The organism is Streptomyces sp. GL_141, from assembly GCF_057834385.1.
Window position 1 is genome coordinate 3,882,910 of sequence record NZ_CM174402.1, and the last position, 19,805, is coordinate 3,902,714.

Annotated in this window: 19 protein-coding genes and 1 pseudogene; 7 read left to right on the forward strand and 13 right to left on the reverse strand. The window is 70.0% G+C overall.

Going from position 1 to position 19,805, the window contains the following annotated elements:
* Nucleotides 1-3 precede the first annotated feature (3 nt).
* Nucleotides 4-558: a Uma2 family endonuclease gene (locus AC3IX6_RS16860; protein WP_078094744.1), complete on the reverse strand. Its 555-nt coding sequence runs from the start codon at nucleotides 556-558 to the stop codon at nucleotides 4-6.
* A 152-nt stretch (nucleotides 559-710) separates the two neighbouring features.
* Here AC3IX6_RS16860 and AC3IX6_RS16865 point away from each other — a divergent pair.
* A pseudogene (locus AC3IX6_RS16865) lies at nucleotides 711-1,148 on the forward strand (aminotransferase class I/II-fold pyridoxal phosphate-dependent enzyme); the annotation flags it as partial.
* A 75-nt stretch (nucleotides 1,149-1,223) separates the two neighbouring features.
* On the opposite strand, the gene AC3IX6_RS16870 reads toward AC3IX6_RS16865, so the two are convergent.
* The 3 genes from AC3IX6_RS16870 to AC3IX6_RS16880 form a co-directional block, all read right to left on the reverse strand.
* Nucleotides 1,224-1,574 carry a hypothetical protein gene (locus AC3IX6_RS16870; RefSeq protein WP_489370919.1) on the reverse strand — a complete coding sequence of 117 codons (351 nt, stop codon included), beginning with the start codon at nucleotides 1,572-1,574 and terminating at the stop codon, nucleotides 1,224-1,226.
* Nucleotides 1,571-2,056, reverse strand: coding sequence for a prevent-host-death family protein (locus AC3IX6_RS16875; RefSeq protein WP_489370920.1), 486 nt, complete (start codon nucleotides 2,054-2,056; stop codon nucleotides 1,571-1,573). The genes AC3IX6_RS16870 and AC3IX6_RS16875 overlap by 4 nt, the downstream gene beginning before the upstream one ends.
* A 213-nt stretch (nucleotides 2,057-2,269) precedes the next feature.
* A complete protein-coding gene (locus AC3IX6_RS16880; protein WP_489371476.1) occupies nucleotides 2,270-2,683 on the reverse strand; it encodes a DUF3224 domain-containing protein in 414 nt (137 codons plus the stop codon).
* Between the two features lie 44 nt (nucleotides 2,684-2,727).
* On the opposite strand from AC3IX6_RS16880, the gene AC3IX6_RS16885 reads away from it, so the two are divergent.
* Nucleotides 2,728-3,936: a mannosyltransferase family protein gene (locus AC3IX6_RS16885; RefSeq protein WP_489370921.1), complete on the forward strand. Its 1,209-nt coding sequence runs from the start codon at nucleotides 2,728-2,730 to the stop codon at nucleotides 3,934-3,936.
* Between the two features lie 48 nt (nucleotides 3,937-3,984).
* Here the strand turns inward: AC3IX6_RS16885 and AC3IX6_RS16890 are convergent, their stop codons facing one another.
* Entirely contained in the window at nucleotides 3,985-4,536 is a 552-nt protein-coding gene (locus tag AC3IX6_RS16890; RefSeq protein ID WP_407838025.1) for a type III secretion system chaperone family protein, read from the reverse strand.
* A 188-nt stretch (nucleotides 4,537-4,724) separates the two neighbouring features.
* The gene (clpB, locus tag AC3IX6_RS16895) at nucleotides 4,725-7,310 is read right to left on the reverse strand and encodes an ATP-dependent chaperone ClpB (protein ID WP_489370922.1); all 2,586 of its coding nucleotides are present in this window, start codon (nucleotides 7,308-7,310) and stop codon (nucleotides 4,725-4,727) included.
* Between the two features lie 99 nt (nucleotides 7,311-7,409).
* On the opposite strand from clpB, the gene AC3IX6_RS16900 reads away from it, so the two are divergent.
* Nucleotides 7,410-7,856, forward strand: a complete 447-nt coding sequence (locus AC3IX6_RS16900) for a pyridoxamine 5'-phosphate oxidase family protein (RefSeq protein ID WP_489370923.1) — start codon at nucleotides 7,410-7,412, stop codon at nucleotides 7,854-7,856.
* Nucleotides 7,857-8,003: 147 nt separating this feature from the next.
* Here the strand turns inward: AC3IX6_RS16900 and AC3IX6_RS16905 are convergent, their stop codons facing one another.
* Complete coding sequence (locus AC3IX6_RS16905) at nucleotides 8,004-8,315, reverse strand: Rieske (2Fe-2S) protein (protein WP_250748726.1); 312 nt, start codon at nucleotides 8,313-8,315, stop codon at nucleotides 8,004-8,006.
* A complete protein-coding gene (locus AC3IX6_RS16910) occupies nucleotides 8,315-8,437 on the reverse strand; it encodes a hypothetical protein (RefSeq protein WP_489370925.1) in 123 nt (40 codons plus the stop codon). The genes AC3IX6_RS16905 and AC3IX6_RS16910 overlap by 1 nt, the downstream gene beginning before the upstream one ends.
* A gap of 190 nt (nucleotides 8,438-8,627) precedes the next feature.
* On the opposite strand from AC3IX6_RS16910, the gene AC3IX6_RS16915 reads away from it, so the two are divergent.
* Nucleotides 8,628-9,647 carry a helix-turn-helix transcriptional regulator gene (locus tag AC3IX6_RS16915; RefSeq protein WP_489370926.1) on the forward strand — a complete coding sequence of 340 codons (1,020 nt, stop codon included), beginning with the start codon at nucleotides 8,628-8,630 and terminating at the stop codon, nucleotides 9,645-9,647.
* Nucleotides 9,648-9,767: 120 nt separating this feature from the next.
* Here AC3IX6_RS16915 and AC3IX6_RS16920 read toward each other — a convergent pair whose 3' ends face one another.
* The 4 genes from AC3IX6_RS16920 to dnaK form a co-directional block, all read right to left on the reverse strand.
* Nucleotides 9,768-10,220 (reverse strand): heat shock protein transcriptional repressor HspR, encoded by a 453-nt coding sequence (locus AC3IX6_RS16920; RefSeq protein ID WP_489370927.1) that lies wholly within the window; start codon nucleotides 10,218-10,220, stop codon nucleotides 9,768-9,770.
* A 1-nt stretch (nucleotide 10,221) separates the two neighbouring features.
* Nucleotides 10,222-11,424 (reverse strand): molecular chaperone DnaJ, encoded by a 1,203-nt coding sequence (gene dnaJ, locus AC3IX6_RS16925; RefSeq protein ID WP_489370928.1) that lies wholly within the window; start codon nucleotides 11,422-11,424, stop codon nucleotides 10,222-10,224.
* 63 nt (nucleotides 11,425-11,487) lie between these two features.
* Entirely contained in the window at nucleotides 11,488-12,180 is a 693-nt protein-coding gene (gene grpE, locus AC3IX6_RS16930; RefSeq protein ID WP_489370929.1) for a nucleotide exchange factor GrpE, read from the reverse strand.
* Entirely contained in the window at nucleotides 12,180-14,027 is a 1,848-nt protein-coding gene (gene dnaK, locus AC3IX6_RS16935) for a molecular chaperone DnaK (protein WP_383954351.1), read from the reverse strand. The genes grpE and dnaK overlap by 1 nt, the downstream gene beginning before the upstream one ends.
* A 184-nt stretch (nucleotides 14,028-14,211) precedes the next feature.
* On the opposite strand from dnaK, the gene AC3IX6_RS16940 reads away from it, so the two are divergent.
* Both AC3IX6_RS16940 and AC3IX6_RS16945 read left to right on the forward strand, forming a co-directional pair.
* The gene (locus AC3IX6_RS16940; RefSeq protein ID WP_489370930.1) at nucleotides 14,212-14,757 is read left to right on the forward strand and encodes a sugar transferase; all 546 of its coding nucleotides are present in this window, start codon (nucleotides 14,212-14,214) and stop codon (nucleotides 14,755-14,757) included.
* A gap of 173 nt (nucleotides 14,758-14,930) precedes the next feature.
* On the forward strand, nucleotides 14,931-17,408 hold the full coding sequence (locus tag AC3IX6_RS16945) for a (Fe-S)-binding protein (RefSeq protein WP_489370931.1): 2,478 nt from the start codon (nucleotides 14,931-14,933) through the stop codon (nucleotides 17,406-17,408).
* Nucleotides 17,409-17,504: 96 nt separating this feature from the next.
* Here the strand turns inward: AC3IX6_RS16945 and AC3IX6_RS16950 are convergent, their stop codons facing one another.
* Complete coding sequence (locus AC3IX6_RS16950) at nucleotides 17,505-18,551, reverse strand: hypothetical protein (protein ID WP_489370932.1); 1,047 nt, start codon at nucleotides 18,549-18,551, stop codon at nucleotides 17,505-17,507.
* A 267-nt stretch (nucleotides 18,552-18,818) separates the two neighbouring features.
* On the opposite strand from AC3IX6_RS16950, the gene AC3IX6_RS16955 reads away from it, so the two are divergent.
* The gene (locus AC3IX6_RS16955) at nucleotides 18,819-19,757 is read left to right on the forward strand and encodes a Yip1 family protein (RefSeq protein WP_489370933.1); all 939 of its coding nucleotides are present in this window, start codon (nucleotides 18,819-18,821) and stop codon (nucleotides 19,755-19,757) included.
* Nucleotides 19,758-19,805: the final 48 nt, after the last annotated feature.

Here is a 19,805-nt window from a genome sequence, read left to right on the forward strand (position 1 = left end):
GAATCAGCCGGCGTTCGCCTCGGGCTCAGGACGCGGGAGTTCGTCGAGGTCGAGGGTGAAAGTGCGGCCGTCGGCCAGGGGGATGGGGAGCTTGCCCGTTCCGTACTTGTGGGTGTGCGCCGCGATGTATCCGGTGTCGGTCGGCTGGGTGTGGAGGACGACCTCCTGGGCGTAGGGGTCCACCACCAGATAGATCGGGATGCCGTAGCGGCCGTACTTCGCGGTGCAGTCGTCGTAGTCCTTGCGTGCGGAGGAGGTCGAGACGACCTCGGAGATCAGCAGGACGTCTTCGAAGCTGTAGCGCTTGCCCTCCCGGCGGGCGTCCTCGCGAAGGATCGCCAGATCGGGGGCGGAGTTCTCGTCGGCGGGGAAGTCGATGTAGACGTCGGAGGTGACCTTCGCGTGACGACCGAGGGCGAGAGCGGAGTCGATCTGCATCGATCGGATGGTGCTGGAGTGCTCTTCGCTCTGCGGGGTCATGATCACCTTTCCGTCGGCCCCGAACAGGACCGTGTACCCCTTGGGGAACTCGGTGTGCACGATCGCGTCGACGCTCATGGACGGCTCCTTCCCGTGTGTGGTCAGCATACGACGGACAGTGCCGCGCCACGGAGCCCTGCGCTACGCCTGTGAGCTCGGTCCGGGCAGGTTCTGCGGCCGCCCCGGCTCGGGCTTGCCGCGCGGCACGCGAATAGGTGCACGAACGAGGAGTCGGCTGGGTGACGGGGACGCCCGAGCTGGTCACGGCGGTCCGCTCGGCGAAGCAGTTCCTGACGTACGTGTCCTCGGGCCCCTTCCAGTACGCGATCGCCGAGGCCCTCGCGCTGCCCGACGCGTACTACGACTCCTTCCGCGCGGACCTGGCCGCCAAGCGCGACCTCCTCTCCGACGGCCTCGCGGCGGCCGGCTTCGAGGTCTTCCGCCCGCAGGGCACCTACTTCGTCACCACCGACATCACCTCCCTCGGCGAGCGCGACGGCCTCGCCTTCTGCCGGGCCCTGCCGGAACGCTGCGGGGTGGTGGCCATCCCGAACCAGGTGTTCTACGACGACAAGGCCGCCGGGGCCAGCCACGTCCGCTGGGCCTTCTGCAAGCGAACGGATGTTTTGGAGGAGGCGGTGGACCGCCTCGGTCGACTGGCTCGCTGAGCAGCGAGCCAGATGGACGTGCGTGCATAGGGCCCGGCCTTTCAGCCGGAGCCCGTGCCGCACGGGAACTACGCGTTACTCGGTGTCCTTGGGGTGCCTCGTGGACGCATAGACCAGGATTACGGTCGATGTCTCGGGGCTGACCAGATAGCGCACGCGGCCGCCGCTCGTGACTTCGAACTCCCACTGCTCCAGCGCGGATCCCTTCCACTCCTTGGTGGCGAGCCTCCCGCGCAGCTGATGCTGACGGATCCAGTTGTCACGCGACAGCGGTTCGGTGCGCAGCGCCTCAAGGCAGCGGTGGGCACTGGTCAGCGCCGCGCGGCAGAGCTCCTCCCACCCCGTCACCGCCTCCGTCGTCCCGAAGACCACGTTCCACCCGCTCAGGGGTGGGACGCTGACACGATCGCCCTTCTTCGGGCTCACCCGCCCACCTCGACGGGACCCAGGTCGTCCCCGTCGAGCGGACGCAATGCCGCCTTGAGCTGCTCCGGATCGGCGTTGATACGTGCCGTCGCCCTCCAGGAGACGAGCGCGCGGTGTACGGCCTCCCGCGCACCCAGCTCCGCCGCATCGGAAAACGCTTCCAGGAGTTCCACGGTGAACGCGCGCATCTCTTCGTCGTCCAGGTGCCGCACCCACGGGAAGACTTCGGGCAGCGCCAGCAGGAGCGACCGTGCTCCATCATCGTGCTTCATGAGCGCGAGGAAGAGCCGGGACGCCGTCGTGAGGTTCTCCTCGGTGCGCTCCGCATGCACGGCAGTCGTCAGCACCATGTCGGGTGCGTCCCGATGAGTGACGCGCAGAGCGCCGAGGGCGGCAGCCCGGGCGGCTACGGCCTTCGGGTTTCTCGACAGATCCGTGAACGAAACCGACTCGGGCTCGGCTCCCAGGTAAGCAAGGCCCATGCTCTGACTGTACTCAGATCGTGTTCTGAGTGCCAGGGGTGCATGGGCGCTACATGCTCATGTCCTGCCCTTCTGCAAGCGCACCGACGTCCTGGAGGAGGCGGTGGAGCGACTGCGGCGGCTCTGAGCCGGGTGCGGGAGCCGGGCCGGGCGGCGGCGACGAGGCAGGCCCGGCTACGGCTGCTACGGCTACGGCTACGGCTACGGCTACGGCTACGGCAGGTCGTAGTCGAACCAGATGTGGTGGGTGCCGTCCTCCGTGATGCGCATGCCGCCGGAGCCGGTGATCCCCGCCAGGGCGGCCGTGCCGCTGCCGGGGACGATCGCGAAGTGTTCGGCGGCGCGGTCGGGGCCGCCGTCGGTGGCGGCCGAGTGGACGAAGTTGAAGGCGCCCTCCCGGCCGGCCAGCGCGCCCTCGAAGGACTCCATCGCCACGTAGCTGCCGATGCCCGCCTCCTGGTCGAAGGCGGCCGTGAAGAGGGTGGCCGAGCGGCCCGTGAGGGTCTCGCCCTCGTAGTGTTTCTCCATCGTGGCGACTCCGACCGGGAGGCCCGTTCGCACCGGGGGCTCCGGGGTGAGCGCCGTGGGGGTGAAGCTGAAGACCTTGAAGGTGCCGGAAGCTCTCATCATCGGATGAGCGTACGCACGCGAGACCAGGAAAGTCGGGATACATGGCGACGGAGCCGGAGACGGTGACGGACGGCAGCCGGACCGGCTCCCGCACCGATCCGCGCAGCAGCCCGCGCACCCGCCGCCCCGGCCGGGTCCCGGGCGCCGTCCTGGCGCTCGGGGTGTACGCGGCCGTGCGCGGGGCCGGGGTGCTGGCGGTCGCCGTGGCGGCCTGGTGGACCGGGCGCAGCCCCCTGCGGGTGCTCGGGGAGTCCTGGGACTCCGTCTGGTACCTGCGGATCGCCGAGCACGGCTACGGGCGGACCCAGATCTATCCCGGCATCGGATCCGTGCAGAGCGACTCCGCGTTCTTCCCGCTCTACCCGGTCCTGATCCGCTGCGCCTCCGCCGTGCTGCCCGGCCCGCTGACCGTCGCCGCGCTGGCCGTCGCCTGGATCGCGGCGGGCGCGGCCGCCGTGGGGGTGTACCGGGTCGGGGAGCACCTGCTCGGGGCCCGCGCCGGGATGCTGCTCGTCGCGCTGTGGGCCGCACTGCCGCACGCCCTCATGCTGACCCTGGCCTACACCGAGCCCCTGCTGGCCGCCTTCGCCGCCTGGGCCCTGTACGCCCTGCTGCGCGGTCGCTGGGGGTGGGCGGCGGGGCTGGCCGTGCTCGCGGGGCTGACCCGGCCCACCGGGATCGCGGTCGCCGCGGCCGTGACGGCGGCCGCAGCGTACGAGATCTGCCGGCGGCGGGGCCGCGCGCCCGCGGCGGTGTGGGCGGCCGGGCTGGCCGCTCCCGCGGGCTGGGCCTCGTACGTCCTGCTCGTCGGCGTGCGCCGGGGGGATCCGCTCGGCGGCTACTTCGCCGTCCAGAGCGGCTGGGGCTCGCGCTTCGACTTCGGCGCGGGGGCGCTGCGCTCCGCGCGGCACGCGCTGGGCTCGCCGGGGAGCGTGGAGCTCGCCACGATCGTGACGGTGGTCCTGCTGACGGCCGCGCTGGTGCTCGCCGGGCTGCTGGCGGCCGACCGCCGGATCCCGCCGGCGCTGCTCGTGTACACGGGCGTGCTGCTGGTGATGACCTACGGCGGTGCGGGCTTCTTCGAATCGAAGCCGCGCTTCCTGCTGCCCGCGTTCCCGCTGCTGCTGCCGGCGGCGGCCCTCATGGCGAAAGCCCGGCCGCGCACCGCGGTCGTGGTGACCGGGGTGCTGGCCGGGCTCTCGTACGCGTACGGGCCGTACCTGCTGCTCGCGTCCGGGGTGGCGCCGTGAGGCGGGCGCCGTGAGGGGCGAGACGGCGAGGCTCCTGACCGCGAAGACCTAGTTGGTCTCGCTGTCGCCGCCCTCTTCGTCGTCCTTCTTGTCGGCGGAGTCGACTTCCTTCTCCAGGCCGAACTGCTCGACGAGCCACTTGTCGAACTCGATCGACGCGCGGACCCAGCTGACCGTGGAGGACACGAAGTGCTCCAGGTTCACGCCGGTGCCGATCAGCATCTGCGCCTCGCCGATCAGACGGACGGAGCCGTCGTCGTGCGTGTGGCTGTAGACCTTGGGCCACAGCGTGCGCCGGTTCCAGTCGTCGATGGACTCGAGGAGCTGAGCCTTCTCTTCGATCTTGTGCGGGCGGTCGTAGAACGTCCGCACGGAGAAGACCTGCTGCTCGTCCTCGCCGCGGAACATGAAGTACGTGCGGAAGTCCTCCCACGGCGCCGCGAGGTCACCCTCGTCGTCGACGACGTACTTGAGCTCCATCTGCTCCAGGAGCTGCTTGACCAGATCCTGGTCGGGGACGACGGGGCCCGCCGGTCCAGTGGCCTGCGGGTCGGGCTGCTGCCCTCCGAAGTTCGGAATCGAGGCCGGGTCGATGCTCACCGTGTGACTTCCCTTCGTGCGGATGCGGCCATCCTCCCCCATCGCGCCCACCCCGTGTCCACCCCGGAAGGTCCTGATCCGCGCAGGGCGGACAGGAGTAGGGCCCGGGTAAGCCGGGCCCCGGGGATTCCGGGGCCCGGCTGAGGCGGTATTGCGCCGGATTGCAGCGCCTTGTTACTGCCGGGTTGCTACAGGGCCTTGCCGACCAGCAGGTCGTCGCCCGCCACGGAGACGCGGACGGTGTCGCCGTCGCGGACCTCGCCCGCGAGGATCTCCTTGGCCAGGCGGTCGCCGATGGCCGTCTGGATCAGGCGGCGCAGGGGGCGGGCGCCGTACGCCGGGTCGTTGCCCTTGTCCGCCAGCCAGGCCAGGGCTTCCGGCGTGACGTCCAGGATCAGGCGGCGTTCGGCGAGCCGCTTGGCCAGGCGGCCGATCTGGAGCTCGGCGATGTGGGCCAGCTCGGCGCCGCTCAGGGCGGAGAAGACCACCAGGTCGTCGAGGCGGTTGAGGAACTCCGGCTTGAAGGTGGCCCGCACCACGTCCAGGACCCGGGCCTTCTTCTCGTCCACAGCTGTGGACGGATCCATCAGGAACTGGCTGCCCAGGTTCGAGGTCAGGATCAGGATGGTGTTGCGGAAGTCCACGGTGCGGCCCTGGCCGTCCGTGAGGCGGCCGTCGTCGAGGACCTGGAGCAGGACGTCGAAGACCTCGGGGTGGGCCTTCTCCACCTCGTCCAGGAGCACGACGCTGTACGGGCGGCGCCGGACGGCCTCCGTCAGCTGGCCGCCCTCCTCGTAGCCCACGTAGCCGGGCGGGGCGCCGACGAGGCGGGCCACGCTGTGCTTCTCGCCGTACTCCGACATGTCGATGCGGATCATGGCCCGCTCGTCGTCGAAGAGGAAGTCCGCGAGGGCCTTGGCCAGCTCCGTCTTGCCCACGCCCGTCGGGCCGAGGAAGAGGAAGGAGCCCGTCGGGCGGTCCGGGTCCGCGATGCCCGCGCGGGTGCGGCGCACGGCGTCGGAGACGGCGCGCACGGCCTCGCCCTGGCCGATCAGGCGGCGGCCCAGTTCTTCCTCCATGCGGAGCAGCTTCTGGGTCTCGCCCTCCAGGAGGCGGCCGGCCGGGATGCCCGTCCAGGCGCCGACCACGTCCGCGATGTCGTCCGGGCCGACCTCGTCCTTGACCATCGTGTCCTTCGACACCTCGGCCTCGGCCTCGGTGGCCTCCGCGAGCTCGTGTTCCAGGGCCGGGATCTCTCCGTAGAGCAGCTTGGAGGCGGTGTCGAAGTCCCCGTCGCGCTGGGCGCGCTCTGCCTGGCCGCGCAGGTCGTCCAGGCGCTCCTTGAGCTCGCCGACCCGGTTGAGGGACTGCTTCTCCTTCTCCCAGCGGGCGGTGAGGCCCCGCAGGTCCTCCTCCTTGTCCGCGAGGTCCTTGCGGATCTTGTCGAGGCGCTCGCGTGAGGCCGGGTCGGACTCGTTGTTCAGGGCCAGCTCCTCCATGCGCAGCCGGTCGACCGAGCGCTGGAGCTCGTCGATCTCCAGCGGGGAGGAGTCGATCTCCATGCGGAGCCGGGACATGGACTCGTCGACGAGGTCGATGGCCTTGTCGGGCAGGAACCGGGAGGTGATGTAGCGGTCGGAGAGGGTGGCCGCGGCGACGAGCGCGCTGTCGTTGATGACGACCTTGTGGTGGGCCTCGTAGCGGCCCTTGAGCCCGCGCAGGATCGCGATGGTGTCCTCGACGCTCGGCTCCGCCACCAGCACCTGCTGGAAGCGCCGCTCCAGCGCCGGGTCCTTCTCGATCCGCTCGCGGTACTCGTCGAGGGTGGTCGCGCCGACCATGCGCAGCTCGCCGCGGGCCAGCATGGGCTTGAGCATGTTGCCCGCGTCCATGGAGGAATCCCCGCCGGCGCCCGCGCCGACGACGGTGTGCAGCTCGTCGATGAAGGTGATGATCTGGCCGTCGCTGGACTTGATCTCCGCGAGGACCGTCTTGAGGCGCTCCTCGAACTCGCCGCGGTACTTGGCACCGGCCACCATCGCGCCGAGGTCCAGGGAGACCAGCCGCTTGTTCTTCAGGGACTCGGGGACGTCACCCTTGATGATGCGCTGGGCCAGGCCCTCGACGACGGCGGTCTTGCCGACGCCGGGCTCGCCGATGAGCACCGGGTTGTTCTTCGTCCGGCGCGAGAGCACCTGGACGACGCGGCGGATCTCGTGGTCCCGGCCGATGACCGGGTCGAGCTTGCCCTCGCGGGCGGCGGCCGTGAAATCGGTGCCGAACTTCTCCAGGGCCTTGTACTGGCCCTCGGGGTCGGGGGTGGTCACCCGCCGCCCTCCTCTTGCTTTTTCGAAGGCCTCGCGCAGCTTCTTGGCGGTCGCGCCCTGTGCGGAAAGGAGCTCACCGGCCGCGCCACCCTTGGCGGCGACGGCGATGAGCAGGTGTTCGGTGGAGAGGTACTCGTCGCCGAGCTTCCCGGCCTGCGCGTCGGCCTCGGCCAGTACGGCGAGCAGCTCGCGGGAGGGCTGCGGGGGCGCGACCGTGGAGCCCGTGACGCTGGGCAGGGCGGCGAGCAGCCGGTCCGCTCCGGCGCGTACGGCGGCCTGGTCGGCGTCGGTCGCGGCGAGCAGGTCGGTGACGTTCTCGTTGTCCTCGCCGGCGAGGAGCGCCAGCAGCAGGTGTGCGGGCGTCAGGTCGGCGTGCCCGTCCTTGACGGCCCTGGTCGTGGCCGCGTTCAGCGCGTCCCGGCTCCTGTTGGTCAGCTCGGCATCCACGTGCGCCTTCTCCCTTCCTCTCCTGTGTGTGCTTTACATGAGTAACCTGCACAAAGTTGAGTCTATTCCACTCAAGGTGGCGCGACGTACCCTTCGCGCATGTCGACTCCCAGCCCGGCCGGCACGGCCCGACCGCCCCAAGACGTACTCAACCCGACGCCGGAGTACCTCGCCTTCTGGCGGGAGCGGCACATCTGCACGCTGACCACCCACCGCCCCGACGGCAGCCCGCACGTGGTCCCGGTGGGCGTGACCTATGACCCGGAGGCCGGACTGGCACGGGTGATCAGCAACAAGAACAGCAAGAAGGTCCGCAACGTGCTGGCGTCGCAGGGCGGCCCGCAGGGCGGGGCCCGGGTGGCGGTGTGCCAGCTGGAGGGGCGGCGCTGGGCGACCCTGGAGGGCCGCGCGGTGGTCCGTACGGACGAGGCCGCGGTCGCGGAGGCGGTCCGGCGCTACGCGGAGCGGTACGGGCGGATGCCCTCGCCGAACCCGGACCGGGTGGTCGTGGAGATCAGCCTGGACCGGGCCATGGGGCGCGCGTAGCCAGGCGGTGTCCGGTTCGGCCTCGTGCGGTTGTCTCGTTCAACCACTGGACACGGACATCACAGCGACGCCATCGTGGTCAGGTCCACGATGGCGTCGCTGTGTGGGGGTAGTGCCTGAGCGATCTGCGACGACAGGGGAATCGCTTCAGGCACTGCGGGGGGTGGCGGCGGATTCGGGCTCGAAAAGTTGGTGATCACGCTGGTCCAGATTGACGAAGACCATGCCGTACCGGATCTCGCAGCGGACGGGCTGCGGTGCGCCTCGGGGGCGGCGCAGACAGCGGTAGGCGCGGACGTCCTCGTCCTCTTCCCGCACCACGATGATCGGCTGGCCGAACAAGGTGACCTTCAACGAGTCACCGACGTAAGGAATGGCGCTGGTGAGATCGATGAACTGCCAGCCGGAGCGGTATGCCGATGCCATTTCACGGCGGAAGCCGTGATCGTCGGGCGTCATCAGTCCCAGCCGAGGTCGTCGGTCGACGCGGTGGTCGAGTCCCAGCCCAAGTCGTTGGGTGTCGAGTCCCAGCCCAGGTCGGTCTTGCCTATCGACACGGCGGGCGCGTCGGTGCCCCCCACGTCCCCACCGAAGGCGTTGACTGCCCCAATGACCGCAGCGGCGGAGAACCCAATGGCAAGTACCGAGCGAAGCATTCTCTTGTACATGGTCGGCTTCGTCCTCACTTGATGGAAATCTTCTCCCCCGCGTGTCAGACGATGGCTCATTCGGGCACGTCGCTGCCACAGGGACGATGCATCATGTTCTTGCATGTTCAGGACCCTGGGGGGTGGAGATTTGCCCAGAAACAACACAAAGCCGACACATCCCCACCCCGTCACGTCCATGTGCGCCGAGGGGACGCGTCTCTACACGGCGGCGCTGAGCACCGGCCGGGTGACCCGCAGCGAGGTCGAGAACGCCCCCTGCCTGCTCGAATTCGCTCTACTGCGGCCCGACCCCGATGACGCGAACCAGCTCCGCGCGGTTCCCCCGTCCGTCGCGCTCGCCCAACGGCTCCATCCACTGGAACGGGAGATTCAGGACCGGCGCCGGGACACCATAGATCTCACCGACGCATTCGAGCCGTTTCTGACCATCAGCGCCCAGAGCCCCTCGAACACCCACGCCATCACCGTGCTGGAGGGCTTCGACCAGATCCACACCGCCCTCGACCAGGCCACCGCGGAGTGCCGGACCGAAGTGCTGACCGTACAGCCGGGCGGCGCGCGGTCCACATCGGTCCTCACGGAGGCGCTGGAGCGCGCCGCACCCCTCGTCAACCGCGGGGTGCGCATACGGACGCTCTACCAGCACACCGTGCGGCACAGTCAGGGCACGCTCGCCTACGTGGACCGGATCTCCGCGGGGAAGGTCGAGATCCGCACGCTCGAAGAGCTCATGGAGCGTCTCATGATCTTCGACCGCACGGTGGCCTTCATCCCCACGAGCGACGACCGCAGGACGGCCCTGGAACTGCGCCACCCCGGGCTGGTCGACTACCTCATCAAGGTCTTCGAGCAGCTGTGGCACCGCGCGGTGCCGCTGTCGGCGGAGGTGACGTACCAGCACACCCCCGGCGGCATCTCCGGCGTGCAGCGCTCCATCGCCCAGCTCCTCATCGAGGGACACGTGGACGAGGCCATCGCGCGCCGGCTGGGGATGAACGTACGGACCTGCCGCGCCCACATCGCCAAGCTGGCGGCCTCCCTCGGCAGCGGCAGCCGGGCGCAGCTCGGATTCCTCATCGCCCGCTCGGGGATCCTGGAGGACCCGGAGCCCCGGCTCTGACGGCCGCCCAGAGGCCCTCAGGGGCCCTCAGCGGCTCTCAGGGCCGCCGGTGACGGACGGAGAAGGCCCCGCCCGGCAAACCCCGGGCGGGGCCTTCTCCACGCGTCCGTACGGGCGCGCTCAGTCCATCGGGCGCTTGGGCGCCGGCCGCCAGACGACCAGGGCACTGCCCGGCTTCGGAGGCTGGTACGGGACCAGGTCGCGCCGGTACGAGGCGTGCACCTGGGCCTCGCGCTGCTGGAGCACGGCGGCGGCACCGTCGACCGCGCTGGAGAGCTCGGCCACGCGCTGCTGGAGCGCGGCGACCTGGTTCTCCAGCTCGATGATCCGCTTGATGCCGGCCAGGTTGATGCCCTCTTCCTGGGACAGCGCCTGGACCGTGCGGAGCAGTTCGATGTCACGGGCCGAGTAGCGCCGGCCGCGCCCGGCCGTACGGCCCGGGGAGACCAGGCCGAGACGGTCGTACTGGCGCAGGGTCTGCGGATGCAGGCCCGAGAGCTGGGCGGCCACCGAGATCACGTAGACCGGGGTCTCATCGGTGAGCTGGTAGTGGCTCCTACGGCGGCCGTCCATGTCATGCTCCCTTCGCGGACTCGAACAGCGCGGAGCGCGGGTCCTCGGACTCCGTCGCCTCGCGGTACAGCTCCATGGCCTCGCGGGCCTTGTCGTTCAGCTCGGTCGGGACGGCTACCTCCACCGTCACGAGCAGGTCTCCGCGGGTACCGTCCTTGCGGATGGCCCCCTTGCCGCGAGCCCGCATCGTGCGGCCGCCCGGGGTGCCCGGGGGCAGCTTCAGCGTCACCGAGGGGCCGTTCAAGGTCGGGACCTTGATGTCGGCTCCGAGCGCCGCCTCCGCGAAGGTCACCGGAACGGTCACCGTGAGGTTGTCGTCCTTGCGGCCGAAGACCGGGTGCGCGTCCACGTGCACGACCACGTACAGGTCACCGGCCGGGCCGCCGCGCTCGCCCGGAGCTCCCTTGCCGCGCAGCCGGATCCGCTGGGAGTCGGAGACCCCCGCCGGGATCCGGACCTGCATGGTCCGGGAACTGCGGGCCCGACCGCTGCCCTTGCAGATGTCGCAGGGGGTCTCGGCGATGAGGCCGCGGCCCTTGCAGTCCGCGCAGGGGTCGGTCAGCGAGAAGCCGCCGCCGCTGCCGCGGGAGACCTGGCCGGTGCCGACGCAGGTCGGGCACACGCGGGGCGTGCCGTTCTTGTCACCGGTGCCCGAACAGGCCTTGCAGGGCGCCTGCGAGGACATCCGGAGCGGGACCGTGGCCCCGTCCACCGCCTCCGTGAAGGAGAGGGTGACCTCCGACTCGATGTCCTGGCCGCGGCGCGGCTGGGTACGGGTTCCCGCACCCGGGCCGGCGCCGCCGCGGTTGAACAGGCCGCCGAAGACGTCGCCCAGTCCGCCGCCGCCGAAGCCGCCGCCCGCGCCGCCCTGCTGCTGGCCTCCGAAGAGGTCACCGAGGTCGAAGTTGAACGAGCCGCCGCCCCCGCCGGGACCGGGGCGGCCCCCCTGATTGAACAACGTACCGCTCCCGAACAGGGCGCGGGCCTCGTCGTACTCCTTGCGCTTCTTCGGGTCGCCGAGGATGTCGTTCGCCTCGGAGATCTCCTTGAAGCGCTCCTCGGCCGAGGCGTCGCCCTTGTTGGCGTCCGGGTGGAACTCGCGGGCGAGCTTCCGGTACGCCTTCTTGATCTCGGCCTCGGTGGCGTCCTTCGGGACACCGAGGACCTTGTAGTAGTCCTTCTCGACGAAGTCCTTCGTGCTCATCCCCGGTGTCCCTCCTCTCGCGCTACTTCTTGTCCTGCGTGTCGTGCAAAGGGCGCCGCGACGTCAGCCCTTGTCGGGGGCATCCGCGTCCTTGCCCGATGCGTCCGACGATTCCGACGCGGAATCGGCCTCCGCCGCCTCGGACTTCGGCGCCGTGCCCGGCTGGGGCTCGGCCACCGCGACCCGCGCGGGACGGATCGTACGCTCGCCGATCCGGTAGCCCGGCTGCAGGATCGCCACGCAGGTGTCCTCGGTGACGTCCGGCGCGTACGAGTGCATCAGGGCCTCGTGGATCGTCGGGTCGAAGGGCTCGCCCTCCTTGCCGAACTGCTGCAGGCCCATCTTGGCCGCGGCGGTCTCCAGCGATTCGGCCACCGACTTGAAGCCGCCGACCAGCTCGCCATGTTCCCGCGCCCGGCCGATGTCGTCCAGGGTCGGGAGCAGCTCCGTCAGGAGGGACGCGACCGCGATCTCCTTGACGGCGATCCGGTCCCGCTCCACCCGGCGGCGGTAGTTCTGGTACTCCGCCTGGAGGCGCTGGAGGTCCGCGGTGCGCTCGCCGAGCGCGGTACGGGCCTGGTCCAGCTGGGCCAGGAGGGCTGTTTCCTGGCCGCTCTGTGCTGCTGCGGAGTCCCCGGCCGGGGCCGCGGCCTCCTCCTTGGAGGAAGCTGCGGCCTTCGGCTCGGCGGCGTCGTCAGGCGTGCCGTCGGCGGGGACTTCGGGCTTCTCGTCGAAGCCCGGGGTCTCCTCCGACATCAGGCAGCGCCACCCTTCGGCTTCTCGTCGTCGACGATCTCGGCGTCGACGACGTCGTCGTTGGCGTCGGCCTGGCCGGCGTCACCGGTCGGCGCGCCACCGGCGGCCTGGGCACCGGCGTCGGCGTAGATCGCCTGGCCGAGCTTCTGGCTGACGGCGCCGAGCTTCTCGGTCGCGGTGCGGATCTCGGCAGCGTCCTCGCCCTTGAGCTTTTCCTTCAGCTCGGCGATGGAGGCCTCGACCTCTTCCTTGACGTCGGCCGGGACCTTGTCCTCGTTGTCCTTGACGAACTTCTCCGTCTGGTAGACGAGGCTCTCGCCCTGGTTGCGGGACTCCGCGGCTTCCTTGCGGCGCAGGTCCTCGTCCGCGTACTGCTCCGCCTCCTGGCGCATGCGGTCGACCTCGTCCTTGCCGAGCGAAGAGCCGCCGGTGACGGTCATCTTCTGCTCCTTGCCCGTGCCGAGGTCCTTGGCCGTGACGTGCATGATGCCGTTCGCGTCGATGTCGAAGGAGACCTCGATCTGCGGGACGCCACGCGGAGCCGGCGGCAGGCCGGTCAGCTCGAACATGCCGAGCTTCTTGTTGTACGCCGCGATCTCGCGCTCGCCCTGGTAGACCTGGATCTGCACGGACGGCTGGTTGTCCTCGGCCGTCGTGAAGATCTCGGACCGCTTGGTCGGGATCGTGGTGTTGCGCTCGATGAGCTTGGTCATGATGCCGCCCTTGGTTTCGATACCCAGGGACAGCGGGGTCACGTCGAGGAGCAGGACGTCCTTGACCTCACCCTTGAGCACGCCCGCCTGGAGGGTCGCGCCGATGGCGACGACCTCGTCCGGGTTGACGCCCTTGTTGGCGTCCTGACCGCCGGTGAGCTCCTTGACGAGCTCCGCGACGGCCGGCATGCGGGTGGAGCCGCCGACCAGGACCACGTGGTCGATCTCGGACAGGTTGATGCCCGCGTCCTTGATGACGTTGTGGAACGGGGTCTTGCAGCGGTCGAGCAGGTCCGCGGTCAGCTGCTGGAACTGGGAGCGCGTGAGCTTCTCGTCCAGGTGCAGCGGGCCCTCGGCGGAAGCCGTGATGTAGGGCAGGTTGATCGAGGTCTCCGTGGAGGAGGACAGCTCGATCTTCGCCTTCTCGGCGGCCTCGCGCAGGCGCTGGAGCGCCATCTTGTCCTTGGCCAGGTCGACGCCGTGGCCGTTCTGGAACTGCTTCACCAGGTAGTCGACGACGCGCTGGTCCCAGTCGTCGCCACCGAGGTGGTTGTCACCGTTGGTGGCCTTCACCTCGACGACGCCGTCGCCGATCTCGAGGAGCGACACGTCGAAGGTGCCGCCACCGAGGTCGAAGACGAGAATGGTCTGGTCGTCCTTGTCGAGGCCGTAGGCCAGGGCGGCGGCCGTCGGCTCGTTGACAATACGCAGGACGTTCAGGCCCGCGATCTCGCCGGCCTCCTTCGTCGCCTGGCGCTCGGAGTCGTTGAAGTAGGCCGGGACGGTGATGACCGCGTCCGTGACCTTCTCGCCCAGGTACGCCTCGGCGTCGCGCTTCAGCTTCTGCAGGATGAAGGCGCTCATCTGCTGCGGGTTGAAGTCCTTGCCATCCAGGTTGATCTTCCAGTCAGTGCCCATGTGGCGCTTGACGGAGCGGATGGTCCGGTCCACGTTCGTGACCGCCTGGCGCTTGGCCACCTCGCCGACGAGGACCTCGCCGTTCTTGGCGAAGGCGACGACGGACGGCGTGGTCCTGGCGCCCTCGGCGTTGGTGATGACGGTGGGCTCGCCGCCTTCCAGAACGCTGACGACGGAGTTAGTGGTGCCCAGGTCGATGCCGACCGCACGTGCCATTTTGATTCCTCCAGCTGACTTGAGTGGAACAGACTCAAGAGTGCCCCACCGCTCCAAGTGTGTCAACAGAGGTGAGTCGAGGGGACTCAACCTTTAGGCCACCCTTACGCTCAGGAGCGCCATTCGGGGCACCACGGCCGCGCGGCGCCCGCACACCGTCACGGGCGTGCGGCACCGTGCTGGCATGCAGAAGCTGCTCTCGCTCCCCTCCTGGCCGACGGCTCTGCCGGAGCTCCCGGCCGGGCCGTCTGCCAAGCGGGTGCTCGACCTCGCCGGAGCGGTGCTCCTGCTCGGGGTGCTCCTCGTCCCCCTCCTCCTGGCCGCCGGGCTGCTGTACGCGACCCAGGGCGCGGGTGTCCTCGTACGGGAGCCGGCGGCGGGCCTGGCCGGGCGGCCCTACCGGGCGTGGCGGTTCCGCGTGGGCAAGGGCCGGGCCGGGGCGGCGCTGGAGCGGTGCGCGCTGGACGGGCTGCCGCAGCTGCTCAACGTGGTGCGGGGCGAGATGTCGCTGGTCGGGCCGCACCCCGGGAACGGCCTGTCGGACCGGCCCGAGCGGCTCCTCGTACGGCCCGGGATGACCGGGCTGTGGCAGGTGAGCGCACGTTCGGACCTGCCGTGGGAGGAGATGGACCTGCTGGACCGGCACTATGTGGAGAACCACTGGCTGGGGATGGACCTGGCGATCCTCGCGCAGACCCCGCGGGCGGCCTGGCGGCACGGGCGGCCCTGAGCCGGAGCCCGGGCGGGGCGAGGCGGGGCGAGGCGGGGGCGCGGCCCGTCGCGGCGGGGGCGAGCGACGCAGATCACCGCGCGCTCGGCTACATTGCGGCGTCGGGACTGGGTAACCTCAAGCCTTGACTGGATAAGTTACCGCTTAGTAAGTGCCGCCCGAGGAGCCCTCCCATGCAACTCGCCGCGATCATCGTGTCGCTGGTCCTGACCGTGGTCGGCGTCGCGCTGCTCGCCCGAGCCGTGGCGCAGATCTACCGCTTCGTGAAGCTCGGACAGCCCGTACCGGCCGGCAGCCGTACGGACGACCCGAAATCCCGAACGCTCACCCTTGCCCGGGAGTTCCTCGGTCACAGCCGGATGAACCGCTGGGGCCTCGTCGGCTTCGCGCACTGGTTCGTCGCGATCGGCTTCCTGACGCTGCCGCCCACGCTGGTGCAGGCGTACGGGCAGCTCTTCCAGGCCGACTGGGTGCTGCCGATCATCGGCGGCTTCCTGCCGTTCGAGCTCTACATCGAGTTCATCGGCCTGATGACGGTGGCCGGCATCCTCGTCCTGATGGGGATCCGCCTCGCGTCGCTGCCCTCGCGGGCCGGCCGCAAGTCGCGCTTCGCCGGCTCGAAGGCCTGGCAGGCGTACTTCGTCGAGTACATCATCCTGACCATCGGCCTCGCGATCCTGTGCCTGCGCGGCCTCGAAGGCGCGATCCACCACGTGGACTCGTACGAGCCGGCGTACTTCGTCTCGTACCCGCTGGTGCTGGCCTTCAAGGGCATGTCGCTCGGCGCGCTGCAGAACGCCATCTACTTCACCGCGATGATCAAGATCGGCACCTCGCTGATCTGGATGATCGTGGTCTCGCTCAACACCAACATGGGTGTCGCCTGGCACCGCTTCCTCGGCTTCCCGAACATCTGGTTCAAGCGGAACGCGGACGGTGCGGTCGCACTGGGCGCGCTCCAGCCCATGACCAGCGGCGGCAAGGTCATCGACTTCGAAGACCCGGGCGAGGACGACGTCTTCGGCGTCTCGCAGGTCGAGCAGTTCTCGTGGAAGGGCATCCTCGACTTCTCCACGTGCACCGAGTGCGGTCGCTGCCAGTCGCAGTGCCCGGCCTGGAACACGGGCAAGCCCCTCTCCCCCAAGCTCCTGATCATGTCGCTGCGCGACCACGCGCACGCCAAGGCCCCGTACCTGCTGGCCGGCGGCGGCAAGGACATGGAGGGCAACGAGAAGGCGACGCCGGAACAGCTCGCCAACGTCCCGGCCGCGGCCCTCGCCGAGGCCGAGCGCCCGCTGATCGGCACCGCCGAGGAGAACGGGGTCATCGACCCCGACGTCCTGTGGTCCTGCACCAGCTGCGGTGCGTGCGTCGAGCAGTGCCCGGTGGACATCGAGCACATCGACCACATCGTCGACATGCGGCGCTACCAGGTGATGATCGAGAGCGCGTTCCCGTCGGAGGCGGGCACGATGCTCAAGAACCTGGAGAAGAAGGGCAACCCCTGGGGCCTCGCGAAGAAGCAGCGCGTCGAGTGGACCAAGGAGGTGGACTTCGAGGTCCCGATCATCGGCAAGGACGCGGAGGACCTCTCCGAGTTCGACTACCTGTACTGGGTCGGCTGCGCGGGCGCCCTCGAGGACCGGGCGAAGAAGACCACGAAGGCCTTCGCCGAGCTGCTGAACATCGCGGGCGTCAAGTTCGCGATCATGGGCGGCGACGAGAAGTGCACGGGTGACTCCCCGCGCCGCCTGGGCAACGAGCCGCTCTTCCAGCAGCTCGCGCAGGAGAACGTCGCGATGCTGAACATGGCGTTCGGCGAGGACGACGAGGACCCGGAGACGAAGAAGCCGAAGTCGGCGAAGCGGATCGTCTCCACCTGCCCGCACTGCTTCAACACCATCGCGAACGAGTACCCGCAGCTCGGCGGCGAGTACGAGGTCATCCACCACACGCAGCTGCTCCAGCACCTGATCGACGAGGGCCGCCTCACGCCGGTGACCCCGGTCGACGGGCTGATCACGTACCACGACCCGTGCTACCTGGGCCGCCACAACAAGGTCTACACGCCGCCGCGCGAGATCATGTCGGCCGTGCCGGGCCTGCGCCAGCAGGAGATGCACCGCCACAAGGAGCGGGGCTTCTGCTGTGGCGCCGGTGGCGCGCGGATGTGGATGGAGGAGCGGATCGGCAAGCGCATCAACAACGAGCGCGTCGACGAAGCCCTGTCCCTGAACCCGGACATCGTCTCCACCGCCTGCCCCTTCTGCCTCGTCATGCTCACCGACTCGGTGAACGGCAAGAAGAACGACGGCCAGGCGAAGGAACACGTCACGGTGGTCGACGTGGCGCAGCTGCTGCTGGACTCGGTGAGGACGCCGGAGCCGGTGGCCGAGCCGGAGCCGGAGCCCGTTGTGGAGCCGGAGCCCGTCGTGGAGGCGAAGGCCGTCGTGGAGGCGAAGGCGGAAGCCCCGGCGAAGGCGGCGGCCGAGGCGCCTGCGAAGGCGGAGGCGGAGGCGAAGGCGGAGGCCCCGGCGAAGGCGGAGGCCGAGGCGCCTGCGGAGGCGAAGGCGGAGGCCAAGGCCGAGGCGGCCGAGCCGAAGGCGGCGGAAGCCCCGGCGGAGCCGGAGACCGACGCCGAGGCGAAGTAGCCCGCGCGCGCAGCACCGAACACCGGAACGGCCCGCCCCCTGTGGGGGCGGGCCGTTCCGGTGTTCGGTGTCCGGGTCCGGGTCCGGAGCCGGGGGTCAGGCCCGGTCGGACCGGCTGCGGCGCAGCATCGCGAAGCCGAGGCCCGCGGCGCCGACCGCCGCCATGCCCCCGCCGGCGGCGAGCAGCAGCGTGCCGTCGCCTTCGGCGGACACCGGCGCGACACCCTCCGCACCGGCCTTCACGCCGCCCTTCGGCACGATCCGCTCGACGGCCTTCTTCTCGACCGGCTTGGCGACGGGCTTGGCGTCCTTCGTACCGCCCTTGTCGCCCTTCTCCACCTCGTACTTCTCGATCAGCTTGCCGCTGGTGAAGTCGTAGACCCAGCTGTTCCCGCCGTTCTTGCCGTCGATGACGACGAACTTCACGCGCTTCCCGTCCTGGACGAGCTTGTACGTCCAGCCGTCGTTCGTCGTGGTCGGGTGCTTCAGGTCGATCGTCCCGAGGAGGTTCCCGTTCGGCATGGAGATCTCGACGCGCTTGCCGTTCGGGCCGTCGATCAGCCGCGCGTTGCGCCCGTCGGGCATGGCGACCTGAACGACGTTCTCCTTCTTCTCCACCGGCTTCGGCTTCTCGACCGGCTTCGGCTTCTCGACCGGCTTGGTCGCGCCCTCGATCCAGGAGGTGATGGTGCCGTTCGGCTGGAGGACGACGTGCAGCCCGTTGTTCTGGCCGGCGGCGGGCTTGCCGTCCTTGCTGACCAGGGTGTCGATCTTGACGCCACCGGCGAAGACGTCGGCCTCGAAGTGGCCCTCACCGATCTTGTAGACCTTGGCGACCGATCCGTCGGCCAGCTTCACGGTCGTGACGTAGGCCCGGACCGAAGGCTTCACGGGCGGGGTGGTCGGGGGCGTGGTCGGCGGCGTCGTGGGCGGGGTGGTCGGCGGCGTGGTGGGCGGGACGGTCGGGTCCACCTGCGGCTGCTGCGGGTCGACGGACGGCTGCTCGACGCCGGGCAGGACCTGGGCGTCCGGCACGGCGGGGGAATCCGCGAAGGCGGACCCCACCGGAAGGGCGAGGACGGCGGCCGCACCGGCCACGACGGCGGCGGTACGGAGGGTGGTACGACGGTGCGGACTGCGCATGACGGGGCTCTTCTCGTGCTCGTTCGTGCTTCGCGGCGGTGGCTACGTCTACGAAGCTACGGAGCCGGTATGTCCGTATTCCGTCGGAGATGTAACGGACATCGGCAGACTGCCGCGCAGCCACGTAACCCACCCCGCACCCACCCCGAGAAAGCCCCCCAGGTACCCCACAGGTACCCCCTAGGGGATGTCACAGCTCAGCCGCAAAGGGGGCTTCTTCCCCCGGCCCGGCCACTGGACCGCCCGGGAGCGGGTACTTTCGATCACGTGGCTGGATTCAGGATCGGACGCGGCCGGGACAACAACCGCACCCCGCAACAACCCCCGCGGCAGCAGCCGTACGGTTCGCAGCAGGCGCCCCAGGCGCCCGCACCGTACGGCCAGCAGCCCTACGCACCCCAGCAGTGGCCGCAGCAGGCCGCTCCCGGGGGCCACGGCGAGCCCGAATACTTCGACCCGCACGGCGGTCACGCCGGCCAGGGCCAAGGTCAGGGCCAGGGCCAGGGCCAGGGATACGGCTACGGCCATCCCCCCGCCCAGGGAGCCGGCGGCCCGAGCGACTCACCCGGGTACACCCAGGCCTTCGCCATCGGCGAGGACCCGTACCCGTACAGCCAGGGCGGGACCTACCAGGCGGGCGCGGCGCAGGCCGCCGCCCCCACCGGTCCGCGGCTGCCGTGGAAGGACCTGATCCGGGGCATCGTGACCCGCCCGGGCCCGACCTTCCTGCAGATGCGCGACTACGCCGTCTGGGGGCCGGCGCTGATCGTGACCTTCCTCTACGGGCTGCTCGCGGTCTTCGGCCTCGACGACACCCGCAACGACGTCATCAACGCCACCCTCTCCAAGGCCGTCCCGATCGTGCTCTCGGCGGGCGTGGCCTTCGTGATCTGCGGCCTGGTCCTCGGCGCCGTCACCCACACGCTGGCCCGCCAGCTGGGGGGCGACGGGTCCTGGCAGCCCACGGTGGGCCTGTCGATGCTGGTCATGAGCCTGACGGACGTCCCCCGCCTGCTGTTCGCCATGTTCCTGGGCGGCGACAACATGCTCGTCCAGATCCTCGGCTGGGCCACATGGGTGGCGGCCGGCGCGCTCTTCGCCTCCCTGATCAGCAAATCGCACGACCTGCCGTGGCCGAAGGCCCTGGGCGCGTCGGCGATCCAGCTGATCGCCCTGCTGTCGATCATCAAGCTGGGCACGATCTAGCGCACGCAGGCACATACGGAGAGGGGCCCCGCACGATGTTCGTGCGGG